Origin of the sequence: Rhodococcus ruber, from assembly GCF_027270735.1 — a bacterium.
Taxonomy (GTDB): Bacteria; Actinomycetota; Actinomycetes; order Mycobacteriales; family Mycobacteriaceae; genus Rhodococcoides; species Rhodococcoides rubrum_A.
The window spans coordinates 454,185-479,777 of the sequence record NZ_JAPWIJ010000003.1; the positions used below are offsets into that span (position 1 = coordinate 454,185).

The 25,593-nt window shown below is 64.0% G+C and carries 26 protein-coding genes, 1 tRNA gene and 1 other RNA gene; 8 read left to right on the top strand and 20 right to left on the bottom strand.

Features of this window, described 5'->3' with window-relative positions:
• Nucleotides 1-16: 16 nt before the first annotated feature.
• From O4220_RS09345 to prfB, 17 genes are all read right to left on the bottom strand, one after another.
• Nucleotides 17-1,273, bottom strand: coding sequence for an MFS transporter (locus O4220_RS09345; RefSeq protein ID WP_420030353.1), 1,257 nt, complete (start codon nucleotides 1,271-1,273; stop codon nucleotides 17-19).
• Entirely contained in the window at nucleotides 1,270-2,910 is a 1,641-nt protein-coding gene (gene pgm / locus O4220_RS09350; protein WP_269603347.1) for a phosphoglucomutase (alpha-D-glucose-1,6-bisphosphate-dependent), read from the bottom strand. Before pgm ends, O4220_RS09345 begins: the two co-directional genes overlap by 4 nt.
• An 86-nt stretch (nucleotides 2,911-2,996) precedes the next feature.
• Nucleotides 2,997-3,728 carry a DUF1295 domain-containing protein gene (locus tag O4220_RS09355; protein WP_420030368.1) on the bottom strand — a complete coding sequence of 244 codons (732 nt, stop codon included), beginning with the start codon at nucleotides 3,726-3,728 and terminating at the stop codon, nucleotides 2,997-2,999.
• Nucleotides 3,729-3,784: 56 nt separating this feature from the next.
• Complete coding sequence (locus O4220_RS09360) at nucleotides 3,785-5,110, bottom strand: SAM-dependent methyltransferase (protein WP_269603349.1); 1,326 nt, start codon at nucleotides 5,108-5,110, stop codon at nucleotides 3,785-3,787.
• Nucleotides 5,107-6,420, bottom strand: a complete 1,314-nt coding sequence (locus O4220_RS09365; protein ID WP_269603351.1) for an SAM-dependent methyltransferase — start codon at nucleotides 6,418-6,420, stop codon at nucleotides 5,107-5,109. The genes O4220_RS09360 and O4220_RS09365 overlap by 4 nt, the downstream gene beginning before the upstream one ends.
• Nucleotides 6,417-7,196, bottom strand: a complete 780-nt coding sequence (locus O4220_RS09370) for a DUF1365 domain-containing protein (RefSeq protein ID WP_269603353.1) — start codon at nucleotides 7,194-7,196, stop codon at nucleotides 6,417-6,419. The genes O4220_RS09365 and O4220_RS09370 overlap by 4 nt, the downstream gene beginning before the upstream one ends.
• Nucleotides 7,187-8,458 carry an NAD(P)/FAD-dependent oxidoreductase gene (locus O4220_RS09375; RefSeq protein ID WP_269603355.1) on the bottom strand — a complete coding sequence of 424 codons (1,272 nt, stop codon included), beginning with the start codon at nucleotides 8,456-8,458 and terminating at the stop codon, nucleotides 7,187-7,189. Before O4220_RS09375 ends, O4220_RS09370 begins: the two co-directional genes overlap by 10 nt.
• Nucleotides 8,455-9,114 (bottom strand): alpha/beta fold hydrolase, encoded by a 660-nt coding sequence (locus tag O4220_RS09380; RefSeq protein ID WP_269603357.1) that lies wholly within the window; start codon nucleotides 9,112-9,114, stop codon nucleotides 8,455-8,457. The genes O4220_RS09375 and O4220_RS09380 overlap by 4 nt, the downstream gene beginning before the upstream one ends.
• 118 nt (nucleotides 9,115-9,232) lie before the next feature.
• Nucleotides 9,233-9,603: a transfer-messenger RNA gene (gene ssrA / locus O4220_RS09385) on the bottom strand.
• 65 nt (nucleotides 9,604-9,668) lie between these two features.
• Nucleotides 9,669-11,129, bottom strand: coding sequence for an SDR family NAD(P)-dependent oxidoreductase (locus O4220_RS09390; RefSeq protein WP_269603359.1), 1,461 nt, complete (start codon nucleotides 11,127-11,129; stop codon nucleotides 9,669-9,671).
• A 31-nt stretch (nucleotides 11,130-11,160) separates the two neighbouring features.
• A complete protein-coding gene (locus O4220_RS09395; protein WP_269603650.1) occupies nucleotides 11,161-12,015 on the bottom strand; it encodes a DMT family transporter in 855 nt (284 codons plus the stop codon).
• An 8-nt stretch (nucleotides 12,016-12,023) separates the two neighbouring features.
• A complete protein-coding gene (smpB, locus tag O4220_RS09400) occupies nucleotides 12,024-12,497 on the bottom strand; it encodes an SsrA-binding protein SmpB (RefSeq protein ID WP_032397704.1) in 474 nt (157 codons plus the stop codon).
• Between the two features lie 83 nt (nucleotides 12,498-12,580).
• A complete protein-coding gene (gene ftsX, locus O4220_RS09405; RefSeq protein WP_032376947.1) occupies nucleotides 12,581-13,486 on the bottom strand; it encodes a permease-like cell division protein FtsX in 906 nt (301 codons plus the stop codon).
• A gap of 63 nt (nucleotides 13,487-13,549) precedes the next feature.
• Nucleotides 13,550-14,239: a cell division ATP-binding protein FtsE gene (ftsE, locus tag O4220_RS09410; RefSeq protein ID WP_027496574.1), complete on the bottom strand. Its 690-nt coding sequence runs from the start codon at nucleotides 14,237-14,239 to the stop codon at nucleotides 13,550-13,552.
• Nucleotides 14,240-14,325: 86 nt separating this feature from the next.
• Nucleotides 14,326-14,775, bottom strand: a complete 450-nt coding sequence (locus O4220_RS09415) for a hypothetical protein (protein ID WP_269603362.1) — start codon at nucleotides 14,773-14,775, stop codon at nucleotides 14,326-14,328.
• Nucleotides 14,772-15,671, bottom strand: coding sequence for a mechanosensitive ion channel family protein (locus O4220_RS09420; protein ID WP_269603364.1), 900 nt, complete (start codon nucleotides 15,669-15,671; stop codon nucleotides 14,772-14,774). Before O4220_RS09420 ends, O4220_RS09415 begins: the two co-directional genes overlap by 4 nt.
• Nucleotides 15,672-15,709: 38 nt before the next feature.
• The gene (prfB, locus tag O4220_RS09425; RefSeq protein ID WP_027496571.1) at nucleotides 15,710-16,822 is read right to left on the bottom strand and encodes a peptide chain release factor 2; all 1,113 of its coding nucleotides are present in this window, start codon (nucleotides 16,820-16,822) and stop codon (nucleotides 15,710-15,712) included.
• Nucleotides 16,823-17,048: 226 nt separating this feature from the next.
• Between prfB and O4220_RS09430 the strand changes: the two genes are divergently transcribed.
• Complete coding sequence (locus tag O4220_RS09430; protein ID WP_269603366.1) at nucleotides 17,049-17,540, top strand: beta-class carbonic anhydrase; 492 nt, start codon at nucleotides 17,049-17,051, stop codon at nucleotides 17,538-17,540.
• Nucleotides 17,541-17,599: 59 nt separating this feature from the next.
• Nucleotides 17,600-18,391, top strand: coding sequence for an inositol monophosphatase family protein (locus O4220_RS09435; RefSeq protein ID WP_269603368.1), 792 nt, complete (start codon nucleotides 17,600-17,602; stop codon nucleotides 18,389-18,391).
• A gap of 7 nt (nucleotides 18,392-18,398) precedes the next feature.
• On the opposite strand, the gene O4220_RS09440 is transcribed toward O4220_RS09435, so the two are convergent.
• On the bottom strand, nucleotides 18,399-18,767 hold the full coding sequence (locus O4220_RS09440; RefSeq protein WP_269603370.1) for a DUF1304 domain-containing protein: 369 nt from the start codon (nucleotides 18,765-18,767) through the stop codon (nucleotides 18,399-18,401).
• A 142-nt stretch (nucleotides 18,768-18,909) separates the two neighbouring features.
• On the opposite strand from O4220_RS09440, the gene O4220_RS09445 reads away from it, so the two are divergent.
• From O4220_RS09445 to O4220_RS09460, 4 genes are all read left to right on the top strand, one after another.
• Entirely contained in the window at nucleotides 18,910-20,319 is a 1,410-nt protein-coding gene (locus O4220_RS09445) for an acyl-CoA dehydrogenase family protein (RefSeq protein ID WP_032403565.1), read from the top strand.
• A gap of 44 nt (nucleotides 20,320-20,363) precedes the next feature.
• Nucleotides 20,364-21,587: an acyl-CoA dehydrogenase family protein gene (locus tag O4220_RS09450; protein WP_269603372.1), complete on the top strand. Its 1,224-nt coding sequence runs from the start codon at nucleotides 20,364-20,366 to the stop codon at nucleotides 21,585-21,587.
• A 185-nt stretch (nucleotides 21,588-21,772) separates the two neighbouring features.
• Nucleotides 21,773-22,117 carry a YciI family protein gene (locus tag O4220_RS09455; RefSeq protein WP_269603374.1) on the top strand — a complete coding sequence of 115 codons (345 nt, stop codon included), beginning with the start codon at nucleotides 21,773-21,775 and terminating at the stop codon, nucleotides 22,115-22,117.
• A 16-nt stretch (nucleotides 22,118-22,133) separates the two neighbouring features.
• The gene (locus O4220_RS09460; protein ID WP_269603376.1) at nucleotides 22,134-23,411 is read left to right on the top strand and encodes an RNA polymerase sigma factor; all 1,278 of its coding nucleotides are present in this window, start codon (nucleotides 22,134-22,136) and stop codon (nucleotides 23,409-23,411) included.
• Here O4220_RS09460 and O4220_RS09465 read toward each other — a convergent pair.
• Nucleotides 23,384-23,929, bottom strand: a complete 546-nt coding sequence (locus O4220_RS09465; RefSeq protein WP_269603378.1) for a GNAT family N-acetyltransferase — start codon at nucleotides 23,927-23,929, stop codon at nucleotides 23,384-23,386. The genes O4220_RS09460 and O4220_RS09465 overlap by 28 nt on opposite strands.
• A 69-nt stretch (nucleotides 23,930-23,998) precedes the next feature.
• On the opposite strand from O4220_RS09465, the gene O4220_RS09470 reads away from it, so the two are divergent.
• Together O4220_RS09470 and O4220_RS09475 are read left to right on the top strand one after the other, a co-directional pair.
• Nucleotides 23,999-24,169 carry a hypothetical protein gene (locus O4220_RS09470; protein ID WP_269603380.1) on the top strand — a complete coding sequence of 57 codons (171 nt, stop codon included), beginning with the start codon at nucleotides 23,999-24,001 and terminating at the stop codon, nucleotides 24,167-24,169.
• Between the two features lie 7 nt (nucleotides 24,170-24,176).
• A complete protein-coding gene (locus O4220_RS09475) occupies nucleotides 24,177-24,782 on the top strand; it encodes a hypothetical protein (RefSeq protein WP_269603382.1) in 606 nt (201 codons plus the stop codon).
• Nucleotides 24,783-25,088: 306 nt separating this feature from the next.
• On the opposite strand, the gene O4220_RS09480 is transcribed toward O4220_RS09475, so the two are convergent.
• Nucleotides 25,089-25,165, bottom strand: a tRNA-Met gene (locus O4220_RS09480).
• Nucleotides 25,166-25,593: the final 428 nt, after the last annotated feature.

The following is a 25,593-nucleotide window of genomic DNA, read 5'->3' on the forward strand; positions in this document are numbered from 1 at the left end:
ACTACGGTTGCGTCCGTCATGTGCGCTCGCGCCCGAGCGTGTCCGGAACTCGCGACCACCAGAGTCCTGCCAGGAGAAGCAGCGCTCCCGTCACGGCGAAAGCCGGACCGAACGAGGCCTGTTCGACGATCATCCCAGCCACGATCGGGCCGATTACCGCACCGACATCGGAGGCCATCTGGAATGCAGCCAGAACGGGCCCTCCGCGCGCCTTCGAGCCGATCACGTCGGCAACCGAGGCCTGCTGGGCTGGGCTCATCAGACCCGATCCGATTCCGGCAATCAACGACACAACAAGAAACAGCACGGGATCGTGGACGTACCCCATCACGACGGTTCCCAGGCCACACACCGCCAACCCACCCACCATGAAGGGCTTGCGTCCGCGCACATCGGACAGGCGACCTGCACTGGCGAGAACCAGTGCATTTCCCACTGCGAACACCGTCAGCGCGATACCGACGAACACCTCGGATCGCTGCATCGCCTCGACGACGAACAACGGCACCAAGGCCACTCGAACACCGAACACTGCCCAACCGTTGGCGAAATTGGACGCCAGCGCCGCTTGATACGACGGGATCCGCAGCGCGGCGAGCAACGACATCGTCGGCGGTGCCGCGCCCTTCTCCGGCTTGACGAGGTCGGAATTGCCCAGGGTGAAGTACACGACGGCCGCGGCGATCACGAGAGCCACGGCATAGATGACGAACGGCACCCGGAGGCCGAACCCGACGAGCGCGCCGCCGACGAGCGGACCGCCGATGGTTCCCAACAGGAAGGCGGTCGCATACAGGCCGGAGATGCGGCCACGACTGGTCGGAGGACTGATCCTGATCAGCAATCCCAGTGCCGACACCGAGAACATCGTCGAGCCGATACCGCCGAGACCGCGAAAGACCAGCAACTGCCAGTACGTCTGGGCCAGGGCGCATGCACCGGTGGACACCGCAACGATCATCAGTCCGATCAGGTAGACGGGTCGCTCACCGAGCCGCTGGACCAGCGATCCACTTGCTGGGGCGAACACCAACCGCATCAGAGCGAAAGCACTGATCACCGCAGATGCAGCGGCGACGCCGACCCCGAATTCACGGGCGAACTGCGGCAGGGCGGGCGCAACTATGCCGAATCCGAGAGCAATGACGAATGCCGCCGACACAAGCACCCAAATTTCGGGTGGGAGTGTGCCTCCCGGCTTCGATGCCGGCTGGGCAGTCGGATCCTCGTGCTCGGCAGAATCGGACGGATCGGGTGTGGGTGAGTTCGTCACGAGCTCTCGAGTGCGGAGGACACCAATTCACGTGCTGCAGCCTGGACCTCGGCGAGATGCTCCTTGCCGTGGAACGACTCCGCATAGATCTTGTACACGTCCTCGGTTCCGGACGGACGGGCCGCGAACCATGCGCTCTCCGTCGTCACCTTCAGCCCACCCAGCGCGGCCCCGTTCCCCGGAGCCTCGGTCAGCGTGGCGGTGATCGTTTCGCCGGCCAGCTCGGTGGCAGTGATCTGGTCCGGCGAGAGCTTTGCGAGCACGGACTTCTGCTCACGCGTGGCCGGTGCGTCGACGCGCGCGTACGAGGGATCGCCGAACTTCGCGGTGAACTCCCCGTAACGCTGAGACGGTGTCGACCCGGTGACCGCCGTGATCTCCGACGCCAGCAGCGCGAGGATGATGCCGTCCTTGTCGGTGGTCCAGACCCGACCGTCGTGTCGGAGGAACGACGCCCCGGCGCTCTCTTCACCGCCGAATCCGAGCTCGCCGGCGAGTAGGCCGGGCACGAACCACTTGAATCCGACCGGCACCTCGAGCAGACGACGGCCGAGGCCGGCGACCACGCGGTCGATCATCGATGAACTCACCAGCGTCTTGCCCACCGCGGCCGTAGGTGACCATCCCGGCCGATGAGTGAACAAGTAGTCGATGGCCACTGCGAGGTAGTGATTGGGGTTCATCAGGCCACCGTCGGGAGTGACGATGCCGTGCCGATCGGAGTCGGCATCGTTGCCCGTCGAGACGTCGAAGCGGTCACGTGCAGCGATGAGCGACGCCATGGCGTTCGGCGACGAGCAGTCCATCCTGATCTTGCCGTCCGTATCGAGTGTCATGAAGCGGAACGTGCCGTCCACCAACGGATTGACGACGGTCAGATCCAGGTTGTGGCGCTCGGCGATGGCGTCCCAGTAATCGACACTGGCACCGCCGAGCGGATCGGCACCGATCCGAATCCCCGCCGCGCGGATTGCATCGAGATCGACTACGTTCGGCAGGTCGTCCACGTAGGTGCCGAGGAAGTCGTACCGCGAGACGCTCCCCGCGAAGGCCTGCGCCAGCGTCACCCGCTTGATGCCCGAGATACCCTCGCGCAGAAGATCGTTCGCACGGGCAGCGATGACCGACGTCGCGTCACTGTCGGCCGGTCCCCCGTGCGGAGGGTTGTACTTGAAGCCGCCGTCCCGGGGTGGATTGTGGGACGGTGTCACCACGATACCGTCGGCTTTCGCGGCCGGTCCCGACTCGTTGTAGCGGAGGATGGCATGACTGACGGCAGGGGTCGGCGTGTACCGATCCCCCGAATCGACCAGTACGTCGACGTCGTTGGCCGCCAACACTTCCAGAGCCGTCGTCCAGGCCGGTTCCGACAACGCGTGAGTGTCCCGGCCGATGAACAGGGGTCCGGTGATTCCCTGCGCAGCGCGGTATTCCACGATCGCCTGCGTCGTCGCCACGATATGAGCCTCGTTGAACGCCGAATCCAGGCTCGAACCTCGATGTCCGGACGTGCCGAAGACCACCTGCTGACTCGGGTCGGACACGTCGGGAACCCGCGAGTAGTACGCCGTCACGAGTTGCGAAAGATCCACCAGATCCTCCGGCAGTGCAGTGGTTCCAGCTCTCTCGTGCGCCACGATGCGCCTCCTCGTTGTGGTCGAACCGAACTCGATCGAAGAATCGAACTCCTCGACAACCCTAACGCCGCTGCCCCACCCGTGAGCTACTTGCTGGCTCCTTTCGGCGGCCGTGGGAGGAAATAGCTGGTCCGCTGCTGGTATTCGCGGTAGCCCGGACGTTTCTCCATGCTGCGCTCCAGCAACCGCGCACCGGTGGCGAACACCAGAAAGTACGTCATCGCGATGGGCGACAGAAGCGTGAACACTCCGGGCCACGCGGACGCCGCGACGAGGAAAAACCCCCACCACACTGCCGAGTCCCCGAAATAGTTGGGGTGCCGGGTCCAGGACCACAGACCACGATCCATGATCTTGCCCTTGTTCGACGCGTCGGCCTTGAAAGCTGTCAACTGCGCATCACCCACCGCCTCGAACGTCCACCCGAGCACCCAGACGAGTACACCGAGCACGACGACCGGTACGACCGATCCGTGTGCGACAGCGGATACCTGAAGTGGAAGGGACACGAACCACAATGCAATCGCCTGCGTCAGATAGATCTTTCGCAGGGCATACAAGGTTTTGTTGCCTTCGGCCTTGGCCAGCAGCTCGGTGTACCGCGGATCCTCACCGTGCCCGCGCGAGCGCCGAAAGACGTGCAGTGCAAGACGAAGTCCCCACACACCGACGAGCACGAGCAGCAGTAATCGACGCCACAATTCACCTGTTCCGGTCGCAGCCGAAATCAGCGCGATGAGAACGAAGCCGCCTCCCCACGTCACGTCCACGACGTTGTGGCGTCCGATACGCGCACCGATGAGGGCCGTGACGATCATCAGGACAGCGGTACCGCCGAGGCTCGCAAGCGAGACGGTCAGGAAGTCGGACCAGTTCACCGCGCGGACACCCAGACCGGTCTAACCGGCTCCATCTCGGACGATCCGTTCTCGGACCGGACCGCCAGAATTTGGTCGACGCCCATCCTGTTGTCCCGGAACGCCATTCCACCGCCGATCAGGTACAGCCGCCATACGCGAGCGACCTCTTCCCCGACCATCGCCACCACGTCGTCGTAGCGCGCCTCGAAGCGCTCGGTCCAAACGTCGACGGTCCGCACGTAATGCTCCCGAAGGGCGTGGACGTCGCGCACCTCGAGTCCTGCCTCCTCGATCATCGCGACGGTCCGCCCGACCGGGCGCATGTACATGTCGGGCGCAATGAACGATTCGATGAATGCCCCGCCGCCGGGGTTGTCGCCTTCCCTCCGCGACATCTGCTGAATCAGCACGCGTCCACCCGGCTTGACGTTGGCGTGCAGTGCCGCAGTGTAGGTCGGGTAGTTCGCCTCCCCCACATGCTCACCCATTTCGATCGACGCCACCGCGTCGAAGGGTCCGTCCGGAATTTCCCGATAATCCTGGATTCGGATCTCGACGTTGTCCTGCAGACCTCGGTCGGCGATTCGTTTGTCGATGAAGGCTTTCTGTTCGCGCGAGATGGTCACTCCGACAACCTGGGCTCCGTACTCCTGAGCCGCATGCAGGCTCAGGGACCCCCAACCGCAGCCGACGTCGAGAAAGCGTTGGCCTGCACGCTTGTCGAGCCCGATCTTTCGACAGACCAGGTCGAGCTTGTCGCGCTGGGCATCGTCGAGGGTGTAGTCCGGCGAATCCGAGGTCCAGTACGCCGACGAGTACGCCATGTGCGAATCGAGAACCAGTTCGTAGAAGTCGTTCGACAGGTCGTAATGGTGGCTGATCGCGGCGCGGTCACGAAGCACCGAGTGCAGCCGCCCCTTCACCGAGGCCTGCGACACGGGCGGCGGTAGTGGGCGGCCGAACACTCCGAGATCCTTTGCCAGTTTGGCCAACCGCAGGAGCGACGCGGGGCCCGGTCGTATCGCCGAGAGTCGGCGCTCACGCACCACAGCCCAGACGTGATCGAGAGCCGCGGCAAGATCGCCTTCGACGTCCAACTCCCCCGTGACGTACGCCTGCGCAGCGCCGAGTTCGCCGGGGCTCCACAGCAATCGACGAAGAGCGCTGGGGCTCCGCAACAGGACTCTCGGTGCCGAGGCATCGCCCGCAACGGATCCGTCCCACGCCTGCAGCCGAACGGGAAGCGGACCACCCACCAGGGGTTCTATCAACTCGGCAATCCGATGCGCGACACCGACACTGCGATCGGTCCGGTCCACGGAAAGTGTCGAGGTGGTCATCGGTTATCCCTTCGGTCGAGCACGATCTGCTGAACATCGATGTACCCGGATCGAAATCCGGCCTCCGAGTAGCAGAGGTAGAAGTGCCACATTCGCGCGAACACCTCGTCGAAGCCGAGATCCTCTGCCTCGCTGCTGCATTCACGAAAGCGACTGTCCCACAGTGCCAGGGTTCGCGCGTAATGATCGCCCATGGACAGGCGCTCGCGAACCCGAAGCGAGGTGTGCTGCTCGGTCACCTCCTCGATGGCCCGCACCGACGGCAGGAACCCGCCGGGAAAGATGTACTTGTGCACCCAGGTGTACGTGTTTCGGGTAGCCAGCATTCGGTCGTGCGGCATCGTGATGGCCTGGAGGGCAACCCGCCCACCCGGCGCAAGCAACGAGTCGATCGTCTCGAAGTACGTTCCCCAGTACTGATGACCGACGGCCTCGATCATCTCGACCGACACGATCGCGTCGTACTCGCCGTCGACCAGACGATAATCGAGGAGATCGATCTGAATTCGATCTCCGTAACCCGCTGCAGCACAACGCTTACGCGCCAATTCCTGCTGTTCGGTCGACAATGTCACCGACCGTACCGTCGCGCCACGAGCGGCCGCACGGATAGCCAGCTCGCCCCATCCGGTGCCGATTTCGAGAACCCTGGTTCCATTGCCGACGCCCGCGCGGTCGAGTAGCCGGTCGATCTTTCGGCACTGAGCTTCGGCGAGCTCCTCACTGTCGTTGTCGCTTCCCGATCCAGCGAACAACGCACTCGAGTAGGTCATCGTCTCGTCGAGGAAAAGCTCGAATAGGTCGTTCGACAGATCGTAGTGTCGTGAGATGTTGGATCGGGTGTTCTTGGTCGTATTCCGCTCGCTCCGTGGAGGTTTGGGTATATAGAGACCTCGGAGGCGCTGTAGGGACTTCGGAATCAGCGATGCCATTCGCCGAGCGAAGACCTCGAGCACAGCGGTGAGGTCCTCGGCATCCCAGTCTCCGGCCATGTATGCCTCACCGAATCCGATGAGTCCACTGTCTCCGACCCGTGCGGCGAAGTCGTGCGGTCGATACACGGTCATCAACGGTGCGTCGGCTGACCCGGCCCCGATCACTTCGCCGTCGGGCATCGCAACCCGGACCTGCAATCCTGCGACCGCACGACGGAAAAGGAAGTCGGCGACGGGCGCTGCGACAGCAACCTTCATGCCACCGGGAACGTGGGCGATCTGCGGCCAGACCCGCGCGTCGACCGTCGGGCGCGGACCGGCAGCGGAACCACCGTACGGGTTCGACACAGAATTGGATTTCGACACAGTTGTCATCTGTGGGCCCCTTCCTTCTGAATTCTTCGTTGCCCCGGAGGGGCAGGTTTCTGCACGATCTTCAGACCCCGCGCCCAGAGCCGAATGCCTTGCCAGCGGATCTGAACCACCACTCGCAAGGGCGCAATCGGGATCTCGAGTGCGGTGCGCAGAATCGACCGCGTCGTCACCTCGCGTCGACGGCCGTCGACGGTCGCCACGAACGGAGGTTGACCGGGACGTTCGAGGACGATAGACAGCCGGAGCGCGGCGTCCGGCTCGGGCAGCTGCATGGAGTATTCACCGTCGACATCGTTGAACGGCGAGACGTAGAACTCCTTGTTCGTACGTACCGCGCCGCGCGGATCGGTGTGCAGCAGATACCGGTATCGCTCGCCGTAGGTGTTGTGTACCTCGGCCACCACGCAGCGGAGATCGCCGGCGTGGTCGTGACACCAGTACACACTCAATGGGTTGAACGTGTGCCCGAACACCCGCGCGCTGGCCAGCATCGTGATCTGTCCGCCGCCCAGATCGATACCGTTCTCGGCCAGGAACGCGTCGACATTCCGGCGAATGGTCGCGTCGGGGTCACCGAGGTGATCACGGGGGTCGAACGAGGCCAGCGGCCGTAATATCCACGGCAGTTCGGGGAGTGCGTCGAGGTCGACGAACCAGCTGTAACTTTTGTACGAGAACGTGTTTCGAATCGGCGCGCGTCGCATGTGATCGATCCGAGTGAGATACAGCGCCGCTCCGTGTGCACGGGTGCTCGGCAGAACGGACGTCAGAGCCACGTGGCCCCCACCCGTTGCGCAGCGCGCGCGCCGGACAGCGCACCGTCCTCGTGGAATCCCCAGCCGTGGTACGCCCCGGCGAATGCCACCGTGTCGGTGTCCAATTCGGGCAGGCGACGCTGCGCTGCCACGGATTCGGGGGTGTACTGCGGGTGCTCGTAGGTCATCTCGTCGAGCACCATGCTCGGGTCGATACGATCCGCTCCACCGAGCGTTACCAGCATCCTTCGATCGGTCTCGTCCAACCGCTGCAACCTCGTCAGGTCGTAGCTCACCAGCACCCGATCGGGTCTGGCGGTACAGGACGGGAGGTGGTAGTTCCACGAGGCCCGTGCCCTGGAGTTCTTCGGCAACACCGACGAGTCGGTGTGCAGTGCGGTGTGATTGACCGAGTAGGGCATCGCACCGAGAACGCTGTGCTCGAGCGCTGTCGGTTCCGCGAGCATCTTCAGCGCGGCACCGGGATGGACTGCAATCACGGCGGCGTCGAACGTGCGCAGGTCGTCGTGGCCGTCCCGGATCTGCACGGAGTCCTGCGACCTGTAGACCGCACGCACCGGGCTGCCGAGCAACACCTCGTCGATGTGCGAGGCAACCCGACGAACGTATTCGATGGACCCGCCCGTGACGGTACGCCAGGTGGGAGATCCTGTGACGGTGAGCATTCCGTGGTGCTGAAGAAAGGAGAACAGGTAGCGAGCCGGGTAGGCGAGCGCAGTGTCCGGATCACACGACCACACCGCCGACACCAACGGCGTCATGAAGTGGGATTCGAAGTATGCCGAGAACGAGTGTTCGGCGAGAAAACGTCCGAGGGTGATGTCGGAATCCGCGGAGTCGTCCCGGTCGAGCAGTTCGGTTGCCAGCCGATGAAAACGCTTGACATCGAGCAACATCGACACGAATCGCGGTTTCAACACCGCCGTACGTTGCGCCAGGATTCCGCGCATGCCCTGGCCGCCCGAGTACTCGAGGCCGCACCCGTCACAGCGCACGGACATGCTCATGTCCGAATCCTGAGTAGGCACATCGAGTTCGTCGAACAGACGGAGCAGCGTCGGATACGTGCGGTCGTTGTGCACGATGAACCCGGTGTCGACGCCCACCGGACCGCCGGGGCCGTCGACATAGTGCGTGTCCGCGTGACCGCCGAGCCGAGAATCCGCCTCGTACAACGTCACCGACGAGTTCTTCGACAGTGCGTACGCGGCCGTCAGGCCGGCAATTCCGCTACCTACCACCACGACACGACGGCGCGTCACGACTGAGTGCCCATGCAGTCGACCTGCGCATCGGCGGCGATACCGAGAACGAAGTCACGCGTCGCCCTCGACCACAGCCGCGGATTGCGGAGCATGAAATGCCCACCCGGAACGGAAAGGTAGCGAGCGGACGCCCCGCGCGCCGCCGCACGTTCGGTCGCACGGCGCGAGGTTCTCGGATCGGTCCACTTGTCTGCAGTCCCGTGGACGACGAGCAACGCATGATGCGCGCCGAATCCGTCGGCCTCCACACCGTCCGGCCACCACGGGGCCAACGCGACGACGCCCACGATGGAAGGATCGTCGATCAGGGCAGCTGCCGTGCGGCCACCCATCGAATGGCCGACGACCACGACGTGAACGTCGGGATGCTCCGCGCGGATTCGATTCAGAGCCCACCTGGCATCCTCGACCGCAGTCCGTTCGGGTGCGTTCCAGCCACGGAACCTGTACTGCAGCTGTTGGACCGATATACCGCGTGCTCGGCCTGTGCGTCGAAGCATCCAGGTGAACGGCCACATGCGCAGGCCGGCCAGGTGCCACGGACGACTGCGTGCCCGGCTCACATCCTTACCTCCGCCGAGGACCAACACGACCAGTGCAGGGTCGGACACCCGCCTACCGGTGCGCAGTACTGGAGTCGGCTCGTTGCTCATGCCGGTTATTCGGCACCGAGGCCGCTTCGGGTGGGATCGGTTCGGACGGGCCGTTGTGACCTGTCCGACACAGAAAAGAAGACCGGGCCGAGAGTGTGTCTCTCGGCCCGGTCTTCTGCGGTGGAGCTGCCGGGAATCGAACCCGGGTCCTCTGCTGCATTGCCAGGGCTTCTCCGTGTGCAGTCCGCTATGTCTCTACTTGGATCTCCCGATCTCGCGAACAAGTCAGGATGACGATCCCAGCCACTGTTTGATGTTCCTCATCATCCCGCGGCCGGATGAATCGGTGAGCCCTCTAGCTGATGCCAGTACCCGGACCGAGGGCAAGCCCGGACTGACAGACACGCAGTCGCTACTTAGGCAGCGAGTGCGTAGTCGCGCTGATTGGAATCGGCGCTTATAAGGTTGCGATGACGCTTACGGTGGTCTCTCGCCTGCACCGACACGCTTCCCCTGACTCAACATACAAAGTCGAAACCGTTCAGCCCCGTATGTTCCCGAACACTGTGTCCGGGCTGTTCAGTGTAACGCCTCGCGTGGCCACATTCATCCCATTAACTTCTCGCACGGCGATCCGTCGCGTGCGATGCGGCATCGGCGTCCACACGCTGCACCACCGTACGCAGCATTCGGCGCGCCACGACCAACCGTGCCGGCAGAGAGGCGTACCAGACTGCGCGACCGGCCAGCCCACGCGGGAAGAACACCAACCGCTGCTCGATCGTCGGCTGCTTCGCGGTTCCCCCCACCGTGAGGTCCAGCCACGCCTCGCCGGGAAGTCGAGTCGAGGACTTGAGCCGGGTGGTGTGTTCGGTGCCCGACGCCGATGCGTCGGGTCCGGTGGCGTCACGATGCCAGCCGGCGAGCACGTCTGCGTCGGCCAATCGTTCGAGTGCAGGACGGATCGCAGTCGACTTCGCTGTGCTTCGAGCGACCCTGGTGTCGGTGTAGACGACCTCGCCCGCCCACGCCGGATCCGAGGGCAGCGGATCCGAGGGTGCCGCGGTACCGGTGGCGTCGGTCCATCGCGTCTCCACTTCACCGTCGTCGATCTTCCGCAGGGCCAACCTCACGGAGTCGCGGTAGCCGGTCAGGCCGCCGTCCGGTCGAGGTACGACGGCGTCGATGTCCATCTCGTGCCCGACGGCGTCGTACTGCAGCGATTCGATGAGCGGCATCGCCAACCCGCGCGGAATGGGTGTCACCAACCCGATCCAGTGGCCGGCCAAACGCGGAGTCAACACCGGAAGCACAATGATCCGGCGCTGCCGCAGTCCCGCGACGTCGGCGTAGATGTTCATCATCTCGCCGTACTGCATGACGTCCGGACCGCCGATGTCGAAGGTCCGGGATTCGGCGATCGGTGCGCGCGCAGCCTCGATGAGGTAATGCAACACATCGCGTACCGCGATCGGCTGGATCCGGTTGTGCACCCACCGCGGTGTGGTCATCACCGGCAGTCGGTTGGTCAGGTGGCGGATCATCTCGAACGACGCCGAACCCGATCCGATCACGACGCCGGCCTGCAGCACGACCGTAGGGACGCCCGACTCGATCAGAATGCGACCCACCTCGGCGCGGGACTTCAGGTGTGGGGACAATTCTCCGGTCGGCGGATGCAAGCCGCCCAGGTAGACGATGCGGCCGACGCCGCACTCCGCCGCGACGGTGGCCACGTTCTCGGCGCTGTCGCGTTCGGTGTCGGCAAAATCGGAATGCCCGGCGGTGCCCATCGAGTGCACCAAGTAGTACATGACATCGACTCCGCTGAGCGCCTCCTTCAACGACTCCCGATCGCTCAGATCGCCCTTGACGACTTCGACGTCCGCCGCCCACGGCACGTTGTCGAGCTTGCTGGGGGTGCGAGCCAGCACTCGGACCCGGTACCCCTCGTCGAGCAGACGCGGTGCCAGACGCCCGCCCAGGTATCCCGTGGCACCGGTCACCAGAACGCGGGGAGGGCGTCCGTCGTCCTGAGCCACAGGGATGTCGGACGGCGAATCGGAAGCTGTCATAAACGAGGTCATTACCCCCGAGCGGGCCAGTTCAACCTGCGAGGGCAATCATCGCGATCGCGCCGAGCGCCAACGCCATTCCGATCTTCTGCAGAGTACCGACTCTTTCGCCGAGCATCACCATGGCCAGCAATACCGTTGCTGCCGGATACAGCGAGGCGATGACGCTCACCAACGAGAGAAGACCGTCCTGATAGGCATAGATCAAGGCTGCGTTGGCGACCACGTCGAGCACGCTGACGAACGCCGCAAGTTTGAGCACGCTACCGTGCGGAGGCGAGAAGTGCCCGGAAGCCAGGGCTACGACCCAGACCACCGCGGTGGCCGACGCACGCGACGCCGCAAGCGGCCACAGTCCACTGCCATCGCCGATCTGATGTAGAAAAATGAACGCGAAAGCGAACGTCACGCCCGAACCGACCGTCAACCAGGCCACGGCTCGGGTGAACTTCATCTCCCGACCGCCTGCCACTTCACCGGTCACCTCGTCCGGGGATTCCTTGCTGACCAGCACCACGGCCACCAGGGCGACGGCGATACCGACGAACGCGATGATGCCAGGACGCTCGCCCATCGACAGCCCGACCAGTACCGGGATACCGGCCACCAGGACGGCGGTGACGGGTGAGACCACGGCCATCGGTCCGGCGGCGAGGGCAAGGTAGAACCACCACACCGCAACTCCGCCTGCGACACCGGAGGCCAGCCCCCACAGCATCGCCGACAGTTCGATCGTGCCGCCGACGAACTGAGCTACGAGCAGAACGATCACCAGCGACAGCGGGTAGGACACGATGACCACCCGGAGGGCGGCGACCCGGCGGGATGCGACACCGCCGACGAAATCGCTCACCCCATAGCCGACGGCAGCTACCAGAGCGAGCAGAACAGCGGTCAGCGCATGCCCTTCACACGACGCCCCAGCTCACGAGTGACCTCGCGTTCGGCGGTGCGCTTGGCCAACGACTGTCGCTTGTCGTAATCCTGCTTGCCCTTGGCCAGCGCCAGTTCGACCTTGACCTTGCCGTCGGAGAAATACATCGACAACGGCACCAGCGTCAGGTTTCCCTCTTTGACCTTGCTTGCCAGGCGGTCGATCTCGCGACGGTGAAGGAGCAGTTTGCGGTTACGCCGCGGCGCATGGTTTGTCCAGCTACCGAGCGTGTATTCCGCGATGTGCAGTCCGCGTAGCCAGATCTCACCATCGTCGACAGTCGCGAAGGCGTCGACCAGCGAGGCCTTGCCGTCACGCAGACTCTTGACCTCGGTTCCGACGAGGGCAACTCCGGCCTCGAGGACGTCGAGTATGGAGTAGTTGTGCCGCGCCTTGCGATTGGTTGCGATGGCCTTGCGGCCCTTCTCTCTCACTGCAGGGCCCTTTCTCGAGCGTTCGCCGGGTGGAGCGGTTCCACGGGCAACCGCTCCAGCATAGAACCGAACGGCAAGCGAATTTATTCGCGCACGTACAGGCGCAGCGTGATGTACGCCGTCACCGCGGCCATGCCGACTCCCACCAGCGCCAGGAACGGCGAGACGAGGAGGACGTCGCTGTTCGAAATCCGGGCCAGAATGTTGGCCTGATACACATCCGAGAGAACATCGTCGATGAACATGTTCTTTGCTGTGAACAGGCCCGCAATGGCGAGAGCAGATCCGATCAATGCCGCCACCACCGCCTCGAGCAGGAACGGGAGCTGGGTGTACCAGCGAGTGGCACCGACCAACCGCATGATGCCGACCTCGGTTCGTCTGGTGAACGCGGCGATCTGAACCATGTTGGCAATCAACAGGATTGCGGCGATCGCCTGCACAGTGGCGATGGCGAAAGCAGCGTTGCGCACGCCGTTGAGCACACTGAAAAGGCGCTCGACCAGGTCGCGCTGATTCAGCACGCTCTGCACGCCCGGTCGATTCTCGAAGTTGTCGTTGATCACCCCGAACCGTTCGGGATCACTCAGACGCACCTTGAACGACGCGGGAAAGCTGTCGGCGCTGACCAGTTCGGCCAATTCAGGCTGGTCCTTGAACACGCGCTCGGTGGCGTCCTTCACCGCGTCCTCACGGTTGAGGTACTGCACCGACACCACCGACGGGGTGTTCTCCAGATCCGATCGCAGGGTGGCGCAGGTCTCCTGTGCGCAGTCGGCATCTGTTGCGGAGATGTCGTCCGTGAGAAAGATCTGCACTTCCACTCGGTCGAGGAAGATCTGCTGGGTCTTTCCCGCCATCTGCACCACGAGCAATCCACCGCCGAACAGGCCGAGGGAGATGGCGGTCGTCAAGATCATGGCGATCGTCATGGTGATGTTGCGGCGAAGTCCGGTGAGGACCTCACTGAAGATGAAACTTGCGCGCATCGCGGAATCCGAGCCCTTCGATTCGTTCGGTCGAGAAGTCCGATAGGTCCTGGTCGGGTGTCGTCAGCGTCCGACGCCGTAGACCCCGCGGGCCTCGTCACGAACGACTCGTCCGTTGTCGAGTTCGACGACGCGTCGGCGCATCGAATCGACGATGTGGTTGTCGTGGGTCGCCATCAGGACCGTGGTTCCGGTGCGGTTGATGCGCTCGAGCAACAGCATGATGTCCTGGCTGGTGTCCGGATCCAGGTTTCCGGTCGGCTCGTCCGCGAGCAGGACCAGCGGCCGATTGACGAAAGCCCGAGCGATGGCCACGCGCTGCTGTTCGCCACCGGACAGCTCGTTCGGCAGCCGATCGGACTTGCCGCCGAGTCCCACCAGGTCGAGAACCTCGGGGACGGTGCGCTTGATCATCGAACGTGGCTTGCCGATCACCTCGAGCGCAAACGCCACGTTTTCCACCACGGTCTTCTGTTGCAGTAGGCGGAAGTCCTGGAAGACGCAGCCCATGCTCTGCCGCAGTCGTGGGACGCGTCTGGCCGCCAGCCGGTTGACGTGGAAGTCGGCGACATGGATGTCGCCGGAGGTGGGCGTCTCCTCCTTGAGGAGCAGCCGCATGAATGTCGATTTGCCCGAACCGGACGGGCCGATCAGGAACACGAACTCACCCTTGTCGATGGAGACCGTCACCTTGTCCAGGGCAGGCCTGGTGGAGGTCTTGTAGGACTTGGAGACATTCGAGGTGCTGATCACGGGTCGCCAGTGTAGTCCTTACTCGCCGGTAACCGCCGGAACCGACCGAGTCCGGCGGCGAGTCCCGAGAGACGGTAAAGACGGACTCAGCGCGCGGATGTCGGCGCAGGTTGGGTGGGTATGAGCGACTGAATTGCCGGTGGAATCGGCACGCCGAACGGTGCCGTCGTGGTGGTCGGCGGTGCGGTAGTCGTCGACGCCTGCTCACCGGACTGTTCGACGCTGCCCGACGGCTCCGCATCGGTGGTGGCCGTCGGTGTCGGCGAGGCCGTAGTTGTCGAGTATCGCGGCTCGGAGGTCTGCGGCTGGGTGTACGGGGTAGATGCATCCTGGTCTACGGCGACCGGGCCTTGCACGGGTTCGGCGTCTCGTGCTGCGATGTCGGCACTGACCTGACCGTAGAGCAATCCGGTGAGCACGAAGCAGACACCGAACGCCACCGTGGACGTCCGGACGCGGCCGTAGATCTTCGCCGGGATGCGCCACTGCCGCCAATTTCGTTGCGAGCGTTCGGTTCCGGTGTCGGGTGTACTCACTGGTCTTCCGTCCGATCTCGCCCTGACGATTCGGGTGCGACCCCGGCCGTACTGACGTCGGGCGCAACGTTGATGCCCTCGGGCTGCAGCGCAGCGGCCACTCTCACTCGAAGCTCTCGGCCCACCTGGAATTGCTTGCCCGGCAGCGTCCGCGCAACCAGGCGCACGTTGACCTGCCCCACCTCGATGCTCTCCACGCCCATCACGGTCGGCTCGTCGAGCAGGAGCGGCCGCAACCGCGTGTCGGCGAACGCGTCGCGGCCGACCGCACGCAGCAACGCGTTGACCTGGGTGAGATCTGCGGTACTCGGGACCGGAACATCGACGACGGCGCGCGCCCAATCCTTCGACAGGTTGATCGCCTTGACGATCTGGCCGTTGGGGACGGTGATGACCTCGCCGTCGACGCTCCGCACCCGGGTTACCCGCAGCGTGACGTCCTCGACGGTGCCCTCGGCGTCCTCTGCCGACCCGTTCACAGCTATCTGCACGACGTCACCGAAGCCGTACTGACGCTCGGTGATGATGAAGAAGCCTGCCAAGATGTCCTGCACCACTCGCTGCGCGCCGAAGCCGAGCGCCGCACCGATGACCGTGGCGGGTGCCACGAGTCCGCCGACCCCGAACCCGAAGCGGCGAAGCACCTCGATGGTGACCAGGATGTAGATGAGAGTGACGGCAACCCAGGTGATGACCTGAGCCAGGGCATGGCGATGCTTCGCTGCCTCCGACCGCACCAGGGCGTCACTGTGCTGGTAATTCTGATCGATGCGGGCCGTGATCCGAGATCCGGTCCAGGTGACGAATCGCGCGGCCAGCAGACCACCCAGGATGTACAGGACGATCCCGAGTGCACTGAGCTGGACGTCGAGCGTCGGTTGGTACCAGGGCCTCATCGGATCGATGGAGTGGAGCCTGCGCAATGACCGGTCATCTACTGCTCCCCTCGCATTCGCCAACGGATGCCCGATTCCAGGAATCCATCGATGTCTCCGTCGAGAACAGTAGACGGGTTGTTCACCTCGTACTCGGTACGCAGATCTTTCACCATCTGGTATGGGTGCAGGACGTACGACCGCATCTGGTTGCCCCAGGAGCTACCCCCGTCACCCTTGAGCGCGTCCATCTCGGCGCGCTCTTCCTTGCGCTTGACCTCGAGGAGCTTGGCCTGCAGCACTCGCATGGCCGAAACCTTGTTCTGAAGCTGCGACTTCTCGTTCTGACAGGTCACCACGATGCCGGTGGGGATGTGCGTCAATCGAACGGCGGAGTCGGTGGTGTTGACGGACTGGCCGCCAGGTCCGGACGAGCGGTAGACGTCCACGCGAATGTCGTTCTCGGGGATCTCGATGTGATCGGTGGTCTCGACGACCGGGAGAACCTCTACCTCCGCAAAGGAGGTCTGTCGGCGGCCCTGGTTGTCGAACGGGCTGATTCGGACGAGCCGATGCGTGCCTTGCTCGACCGACAACGTGCCGTATGTGTACGGAGCCTTCACCGCGAAGGTCGCACTCTTGATACCGGCCTCTTCGGCGTAGGAGGTGTCGTAGACCTCGACGCCGTAGCCGTGCTTCTCGGCCCAGCGGATGTACATGCGCATCAGCATCTCCGCCCAGTCGGCGGCATCGATTCCGCCGGCACCGGAACGGATGTTGACCAACGCGTCACGGGCGTCGTACTCGCCGGACAACAGGGTTCGAACTTCCATGGCGGCGATGTCCTCCCGGAGTGATGCGCGCTCGGCATCGGCATCGGCAGTGGCCGACGCGGCTGCCTCACCTTCTTCGCCCTCGGCGAGCTCGTACAGAACAGGCATGTCCTCGAGGCGTTGACGAAGTTCCTCGACGCGTCGCAGTTCGGCCTGCGCGTGGGACAGCTGACTGGTCACCTGCTGCGCGTGTTCCTGGTCGTTCCACAGGTCCGGTGAGGCGGCCTGGTGTTCCAGCTCGTCGATACGTCGCCGCAGTTCCTCGACGTCGAGAACCGACTCGACAGTGGACAGAGTGGTGTCGAGCTCGGCCAGGTCTGCAGAAACGTCGGGATGCACGAGAGTCAAGGTTACCGGCACGCGAACCTTGGCCCGACCGCCCCCGAACCCCGACGGCACCGCCCCAGTCGAATGGGCACCGTCGTCGAGGGTTCGAACCGCGCTGATTTCAACTCTCGTCTGGTCACCGGGCGACTGCTAGTTTTCGGCTCATCGACATATTCGCATGTCGACATGCCTGTCACCGCCCGGTGTCGGCCACACCTGCAGTACACAGGAGCGTCGTATGACCGTCACCGATCAGTACCTCGAAAACAACAAGGCCTACGCCGCCCAGTTCGACGGTCCCCTGCCTCTGCCGCCGTCGAAGCACGTTGCGGTGGTGGCGTGCATGGACGCCCGACTCGACGTCTACCGCATTCTCGGTCTCGCCGACGGCGAAGCCCACGTGATTCGCAATGCGGGCGGTGTCATCACCGATGACGAGATTCGCTCGCTGGCCATCAGTCAGCGTCTGCTCGGCACCAGGGAGATCATCCTGATCCATCACACCGACTGCGGAATGCTCACCTTCACCGATGACGAGTTCAAGAACGACCTTCAGGACGAGACCGGAATCAAGCCGAATTGGGCAGCAGAAGCATTCCCCGACCTGGACCGCGATGTTCGCCAATCGCTCGCCCGCATCGAGCAGAGCCCGTTCGTCACGAAGCACGAATCCATTCGAGGCTTCATCTTCGATGTTGCCACCGGAAGCCTGAACGAAGTCACCGGGTAGGCCCAGGCACACATATCGCCGCGTACGAGCACGCCCGTGCGCGGCGATAGTCTTCTCCGGTGACCGACTACTCCGCCGATCTTGCCCTTGCCCTCCGCCTCGCAGACGAGGCCGACGCCATCACTCGTCGACGTTTTCTTGCCATGGATCTCTCGGTGGACTCGAAGCCGGATCTCACACCGGTGAGCGACGCAGACCTGGCCGTCGAGACGATGATTCGCAGCGAGCTCGGTTCGGAGCGTTCCGGCGATGCCTTGCTGGGTGAGGAGTTCGGCGGCACCGCGACCTTCAGCGGTCGCCAGTGGGTGGTGGATCCCATCGACGGCACCAAGAACTTCGTGCGCGGCGTGCCCGTGTGGGCCACGTTGATCGCTCTGCTCGACGACGGCGTACCCCGAGTCGGAGTTGTCAGCGCACCCGCATTGAATCGACGATGGTGGGCCGCTCTGGAACTGGGGGCCTGGACTGCTTCGGACGGGGACTCCCCGCGCCGGATCGCTGTATCGAAGGTCGATTCGCTCGAGTCGTCGAGTCTGAGCTTCTCCAGCCTGTCGGGCTGGGCGGATCTGGGTACCAGGGACCGGTTCCTCGACCTGACCGACGCCGTATGGCGCGTCCGCGGCTACGGCGACTTCTTCTCGTACTGCCTGGTCGCCGAGGGCGCTGTCGACATCGCAGCCGAACCCGAAGTGTCGCTGTGGGACCTGGCTGCGCTCGATGTCCTCGTGCGCGAGGCCGGCGGCGACTTCACCGCACTGGACGGCACCGAAGGCCCGCACGGCGGCAGCGCGGTGGCCACCAACGGCCTACTGCAGAGTGAGGTACTCGCGCGGCTGTCCCCCGACGCCTGAATGTCGACTACAGAACCGCGGCGAGAACCAGCGCAATCAGGGGCGTGACGCCCTGGACGAACGCGGGCCGGAAGTACTTGGCACCGCCGGTGGCCAGAACGAGAGCCGCTCCGACGATGCTCGCGCACGCGAAGTAGACGATCGCGTCGCCCGCGGATCCACCTACGACGAGGCCGACCACGATTCCGACGGCGAGGAACAGGTTGTAGAAGCCCTGGTTGAAGGCCATCGGTTTCACGATGTCGGCGTCGTTCTGGCTCGCGACTCCGAATCGCGACCACACGGCGGGCTTGCTCCACACCACACTCTCCATGACGAAGATGACGACGTGAAGGGCCGCGGCGAGGGCGGCGAAGATCTGAGCTGTCGGATGCACGGAAACAGCCTGTCACACCGGTACGACGCAGGATACGAACTACTGCTGAGGTGTCGTGCGCCACCGGTACTTACTCGACAGTAGACAGCTAACTTACTCGGGAGTAAGATCTGAGAAGTCCGTGACCGACGCCGAGGAACTGGTGATCATGAGCAAGCAAGACAGTGTGGTCGACGCGAAGCGCCCGAAGGTGCCCCGCGATACTTCTGCGGTTGGCCTCAACCCGTTCAAGAGAGATGCGATCGGAACCGCCATGCGCGTTCTGACCGCCATCACCGGATCGGAATTGGCGGAGAAGTACAACCTCCGCCAAACGATCGACCGGGTGACGTACGAGAGCACCAAGACCGGGTTCAAGACACTCGGCGCGGCCAATCGCACGTTCGCCAAGGTCACCGGTGGCGGCAAGCCCAAGCGACTCGACGACGGTGCCACCAAGAACCTGAGCTACTTCGATCTGACGCCCGACGACGAACAGCGCATGATCGTCGAGACGGTCAAGGAGTTCGCCGAGGAAATCCTCCGGCCTGCCGCCTTCGACGCAGATCACAATGCCTCCTCACCCGAGGATCTGGTTCGTCGATCCGCCGAGCTCGGCATCACGCTGATCAATGTGCCCGAGGAACTCGACGGCGCGGCCACCGAGCGCGGAGCCGTCACGAACTCGCTCGTCGCCGAGGCTCTTGCGCACGGCGACATGGGCCTCGCCCTGCCGATCCTCGCGCCCAGCGGCGTGGCCGTCGCCCTCACCCAGTGGGGAACGGATGCACAGCAGAAGACGTACCTGCCGGCATTCGTGGGCGAGAAGGTGCCCAACGCCGCGGTGGTCGTCAACGAGCCACGCGCATTGTTCGACCCGTATGCACTGCAGACCAAGGCTGTGCGCTCCCCCAGCGGCTACAAGCTCAACGGCGTCAAGAGTCTCGTACCCGCCGCCGGAAGCTCCGAGCTGTTCGTCATCGCAGCGGAACTCGAGGGCCGCCCGGCATTCTTCATCGTCGAGTCCGACTCCAAGGGCCTGGTCGTCGAAGCCGACCCGAGCATGGGCCTGCGCGCAGCAGGCCTGGGCCGCCTGATCCTGACCGACGTCGCAGTTCCCGAATCGGCTCTTCTCGGCGACGGTGACGCGGATCAGCGGGCCGCCGAGTACAGCGCCGCCATCGGCCTCGCGCGACTCGGCTGGGCATCGCTGGCCGTCGGTACCAGCCAAGCGGTACTCGACTACGTCGTTCCGTACGTCAACGACCGTGTTGCCTTCGGTGAGCCGATCAGCAACCGTCAGGCCGTGGCCTTCATGGTCGCCAACATCGCCATCGAGCTCGACGGCATGCGGTTGGTCACGCTGCGTGGTGCGTCTCGCGCCGAGCAGGGACTGTCGTTCACTCGCGAGTCCGCGCTGGCTCGTCGACTCGCATCCGAGAAGGGCATGCAGATCGGTTCCGATGGCGTGCAGCTTCTCGGCGGTCACGGCTTCACCAAGGAGCACCCGGTGGAGCGCTGGTACCGCGATCTGCGGTCCGTCGGCGTCGCCGAGGGCATCGTTCTCATCTAGCTCGCCGCCCCGAATTCCATGGCACTCACCCAAGGACATACACGATGATCAATCTTGAACTTCCCAAGAAGCTTCGGGCGCAGGCGAATCAGGCTCACCAGGTCGCTGCCGAGATCTTCCGCCCGATTTCCCGCAAGTACGACCTCGCCGAGCACGAGTACCCGGTGGAACTCGACACGATGGCGTCGATGGTCGAAGGCATGTCCGACGCCGGTGGCGAAATCGGCGGTGCTGCAGGTGGCCGAGAGAAGGACAGTGAGTCCGCTCCCAAACCCAGCAAGACCGCTAACTCCAACGGCGGCAACATGTCCGCTCTGGTGAACGTGATCGAAACGTGCTGGGGAGATGTCGGCCTCACCCTGTCGATCCCCTACCAGGGACTCGGCAACTCGGCGATCGCCGCGGTGTCCACCGACGAGCAACTCGAGCGCTTCGGCAAGGTATGGGCTTCGATGGCCATCACCGAGCCCGGCTTCGGCTCGGACTCCGCAGCCGTTACCACCACTGCTGTCCTCGATGGCGACGAGTGGGTACTCAACGGCGAGAAGATCTATGTGACCGCCGGCGAACGTTCCTCGCACATCGTCGTCTGGGCAACGGTCGACAAGTCCCTCGGCCGCGCGGCCATCAAGTCGTTCGTCGTCCCGCGTGACGCTCCGGGCCTGTCGGTCGCCCGCCTCGAGCACAAGCTGGGAATCAAGGCGTCCGATACGGCAGCACTGCTGCTCGAAGACTGCCGCATCCCCAAGGACAACCTGCTCGGTACGGCCGAGGTGAACGTCGAAAAGGGCTTTGCCGGCGTCATGCAGACGTTCGACAACACTCGTCCGCTTGTCGCCGGTATGGCAATCGGCGTCGCACGCGCAGCACTCGAAGAGTTGCGGTCCATCCTGGTCGACGCCGGAGTCGAGATCTCCTACGAGACCCCCGCCTACAACCAGCACGCGGCGGCCGCAGAGTTCCTGCGCCTCGAAGCGGACTGGGAGGCAGCACATCTGCTCGCACTGCGTGCAGCGTGGATGGCCGACAACAAGGAGCCCAACTCGCTGCAGGCCTCGATGTCCAAGGCCAAGGCCGGCCGCTCGGCAGTCGACATCACTCTCAAGGCGGTCGAGTTGGCCGGTACCTACGGCTACTCCGAACGCCCGCTGCTCGAGAAGTGGAGCCGCGACTCCAAGATTCTCGACATCTTCGAGGGCACGCAGCAGATTCAGCAACTCATCGTTGCCCGCCGTGTACTCGGAAAGTCGTCGGCAGAACTGAAGTGACACATCTGGCTCGTCGTCGAGCCACACAGTGAACGAAGGCGGCATCGGACCACGGGTCCGATGCCGCTTTTCTCGTGCACCGAAAAAACGTGGATGGCACTGTCGATATCGTGGCTTCTCGAACGTCGTCTTCGTGTACGACGACTCGCGTCGTGCCACCGAGGTAACGAACCCAGGAGCGCACCATGAAGTACATCCTCTTGATCAACGCGAACACCGCACCGGGAGCAGCACCGGGTTGCAGCAGCGTGGAGGACTGGATGACCTACGAAAAGGAAATGAAGGAGGCGGGCGTCTACGTCTCCGGTTATGCAATGGCGGACCTCACCACTGCTACGGCGGTGCGCGTCGATGCCACCACCGGAGAGCGCACCGTCACCGACGGGCCGTACGCCGAATCGCACGAGGTGCTCGGCGGCTACGACGTGATCGACGTCCCCGACCTCGATGCCGCGTTGGAATGGGCGGCCCGCTGCCCCGGCTCGAAAGACGGCGGCACGGTAGTCGTGAGACCGCTCGCAGAGTTCTGACCTGCGGAACCGCTCGGTGAGCGAGTCCGAGGTTCGTCGAGCGCTCGACTCGGTATTCCGAGCCGAGCGCTCGATCCTGCTCGCGTCATTGGTGCAGCGCTACCGAGATCTCGATCTAGCCGAGGAGGTGACGTCGGATGCCATCGAGACCGCTCTCGAGCATTGGCCGATCGATGGCATACCGTCCAATCCCGGAGCCTGGTTGCTCACCGCTGCACGCCGAAAGGCGGTCGATCGTCTGCGACGCGATCAGACATTGGCCGCGAAGGTCGGAGTGCTGCAAGCCGATTCGGATCGCAGCGAACCGCACCCGCCGAACGCCCTCGACGAAAATCTGCCCGACGACCGACTGCAGCTGTTCTTCACCTGCGCGCACCCTGCGCTTGCGGCGGGCGACCGTCTCGCGTTGACACTTCGGTGTGTGGCCGGTCTCACCACCGCCGAGGTTGCCCGTGCGCTGCTCATCCCTCCTGCCACGGCAGCACAACGAATAGTGCGGGCCAAGAACAAGATTCGAGTCGCGCGAATTCCGTTCCGCGTTCCGGGCCCGGACGAATTGGCCGGCAGGGTGCCGATGGTGCTCGAGGTCGTCTATTCGATCTTCACCGAGGGCTACTCGGCGACGTCGGGTGAGAGCATCGGGCGCGTCGATCTCACCACCGAGGCCATCGGCATGGGACGACTGCTACACGCGGCACTGCCGACGGAGTCCGAGGTGACCGGCCTGCTGGCATTGATGTTGCTGACCGACGCCAGACGCCGCGCACGGATCGACGTGCACGGCGATATTGTTCTGCTGGCCGATCAGGACCGGCGATTGTGGAACGCCGAGTTCGTCACCGAAGGTACGCAACTCGTGGAGGACGCTCTCCGCAGCGGACCGAGCGGACCCTATGCGGTGCAGGCAGCGATCGCCGCGCTGCACGACGAGTCGCCGAATACCGACGGCACCGACTGGCACCAAATCGTTGCTCTGTACGACCTATTGGCGACTCGGGGCCCGAATGCGATCGTCGCATTGAACCGAGCTGTTGCTCTTGCCATGCGCGACGGTCCGGAGGCCGGCCTGCACGAGCTGGACCTGCTTGCCGACGAGCCGTCGCTGCGCCGCTACCACCCGTACCCGATGGCGAAAGCCGATCTGCTGCACCGGCTCGGCCGCCTCGACGAGGCAGCAGAGCAGTACCGACAGGCACTGGACCGTGCACGAACCGCACCGGAGAAGCGACTGCTACAACGTCGCTTGGCCGACGTGAACGGCATCGCTCAGGCAGACAGAACAGAGTCGACCTGAATCGAGCTCAACGGCCGGTCGGCGTACACCAGGCGAACTGCGTCGGCGTCGGGATTGCCGACGTCGGGTCCACGGGTGATCAACTCCAGGCCCGCGCGCTGGGCCACTCGGGCCGACGCGACGTTGTGTTCGAGGAGGTACGCCACGATTGGCAATTCGGGCTCGGTTCGGTGCGCGCGCTCGACTGCAATCTCACACATCTCCGCGGCGTACCCGTTTCCCTGCGCGTCGGGATGGAGGCGATAGCCGAGATTCCAGAACGCGTTCTGCCGCTTCGAGCACCCGCCGTAGCCACTTATCGTGCAGCTGCCGCGCTCACGAATGATCCACGTGGCAAATCCATCCTGCCGCCACTGTTCCACCCAGCCCAGCAACATTCGTTCGGTCGCGCCGGGATCGGTGTGCCGCAGGCTGGGAAAGTGGGTCCACGACTGCGGATCGCTGCAGATCGCGTACAGCGCATCGAGATCCGTGACGACCGGCTCGTCGAGATCGAGACGCGAGGTTCGTGTTCGCACACCGTGGATCCTAAGGGGAAGAAGTCTGGTAGACCGGTGGTACACGATCGAGCGAAGGGTGTGACCGTCATGGCCGAGTGGGTCAAGAAGATCGAAGACAACGCGAAGGGCCTCATCGCAGAGGCAGAGCAAGAACTGACGGCACTCGAGGGTGTGGACACGGTCGACCTCACCGCCGATGACACCGACGACGCCGAGACGGTCACCAGCGACGATGGACGCGAGCAGGTTTCGGACTGAATTGTCGATGTCCAGTCGACACACCTGGTCCACGACAACCCACGACTGGTCGGTGGACGTCGATCGAGACCATCTCGCGAACATCAGAGCTCGGCCCGTGGAGTACGCGCCGGGTGGAGTGCTGCATCTGATTCTCGAGGTCCTCGCGTACGCGGTAGACGAAGCCGAGGATCAGGGAGGCGGCCACGCGACCGTCACGTTCGGCTCGGACGGGACGATCGACGTGACGGATTTCGGTCGAGGCACCGACACGCGACACGACCACGACATCGTGGTGCGCAAGCCCGTTGTGAGCACGAAGGACGTCCGCTTCTTCGACCGTCCTCATCCGGTCCTGCTGGCCGATGGACATGCCCGCCGCGGGATGTCGACCGTCGCGGCACTGTCCGAGATGCTCGAACACACCAACCGACGGATCGATGGTTCGTGGACCGGACGGTATGAGCACGGAGTTCCCGTCACCGAACTGCTGTCCACCGCAACGACCGAGCACACCGGCACAACCATCCGGTTTCGACCCGACACGTCACTGATTCCTACGTCGCCGCCGACGCCAGAAGATGTACGCGCGACGATCGCACCGAACAAGTTCCTGACGGTGTCGGTGAAGTAGTCGACCGGTCAGTCGTCGAATACCGACCAGCAGATACTGCTTCTCTTGTTCTGGTCTTCCGGCACCGACAGCGCAGGCACGGGTCGCGATCATCGGGAGTTCGCCGCGCGCCTACGCACGGGTGGCCTCGAGGGCGTCACGGGGCCGGCCGTCCGACTGTTCGACCCCCCGAACAAGCCGAGCACGTGTTCCGCATACTCGGCCGACCAGAGCGCGAGGTTTCGATGGTCGCCGTCGGAGAGTAGGCCGCCTCGATGAACGAAAAACGACTATGGACCAAGACATTGTCTTGGTCCATAGTCGTAGTGGTAGCGGGGACAGGATTTGAACCTGCGACCTCTGGGTTATGAGCCCAGCGAGCTACCGAGCTGCTCCACCCCGCGATGCATCTACGAAGTTACTCCCGCGCGTACGGCCAATGCAAATCACGTGACGATCGCGCGCGTGCAGGCCCACCGAAAGCGTGCACTCGAGGCAGCTCCAGTGCGTGTTTATCACGCCGAAGGGCATCGAAAATAGTGCTCCCCGTCTCTTTTGCTGCGTGTTTCGCGTCACATAACGGTCGGGTTACGAAGGGGAAACATTAGCGCCACAAGCCCGGCTGAGCTGGTGAAAGACCCCCATCAGTCCCACAATGTGGACAGTAACCGTCCCATTTCCGCTCCGTGACGGTGAGTGAATCCTCGACTACCTTCACGGACGGCCCTAAACCGCTGGGCCTGCACCACCCCGCCGCTCCCTTCGCTCTGCCCCGCGGGTGTGGTCCCCAAGACGTACGGGGGCAGAGCCGCGACGATACGAAGTGCCTGGT

Coding starts and splice junctions, on each gene's coding strand:
- O4220_RS09355 (WP_420030368.1), bottom strand. CDS start 3,728: ATGATCGTCACGGCCCTCATCGGTGCGCGTATCGGACGCCACAACGTC.
- O4220_RS09360 (WP_269603349.1), bottom strand. CDS start 5,110: ATGACCACCTCGACACTTTCCGTGGACCGGACCGATCGCAGTGTCGGT.
- O4220_RS09365 (WP_269603351.1), bottom strand. CDS start 6,420: ATGACAACTGTGTCGAAATCCAATTCTGTGTCGAACCCGTACGGTGGT.
- O4220_RS09380 (WP_269603357.1), bottom strand. CDS start 9,114: ATGAGCAACGAGCCGACTCCAGTACTGCGCACCGGTAGGCGGGTGTCC.
- O4220_RS09390 (WP_269603359.1), bottom strand. CDS start 11,129: ATGACAGCTTCCGATTCGCCGTCCGACATCCCTGTGGCTCAGGACGAC.
- ftsX (WP_032376947.1), bottom strand. CDS start 13,486: ATGCGCGCAAGTTTCATCTTCAGTGAGGTCCTCACCGGACTTCGCCGC.
- O4220_RS09420 (WP_269603364.1), bottom strand. CDS start 15,671: ATGAGGCCCTGGTACCAACCGACGCTCGACGTCCAGCTCAGTGCACTC.
- O4220_RS09430 (WP_269603366.1), top strand. CDS start 17,049: ATGACCGTCACCGATCAGTACCTCGAAAACAACAAGGCCTACGCCGCC.
- O4220_RS09450 (WP_269603372.1), top strand. CDS start 20,364: ATGATCAATCTTGAACTTCCCAAGAAGCTTCGGGCGCAGGCGAATCAG.
- O4220_RS09455 (WP_269603374.1), top strand. CDS start 21,773: ATGAAGTACATCCTCTTGATCAACGCGAACACCGCACCGGGAGCAGCA.
- O4220_RS09470 (WP_269603380.1), top strand. CDS start 23,999: ATGGCCGAGTGGGTCAAGAAGATCGAAGACAACGCGAAGGGCCTCATC.
- O4220_RS09475 (WP_269603382.1), top strand. CDS start 24,177: ATGTCCAGTCGACACACCTGGTCCACGACAACCCACGACTGGTCGGTG.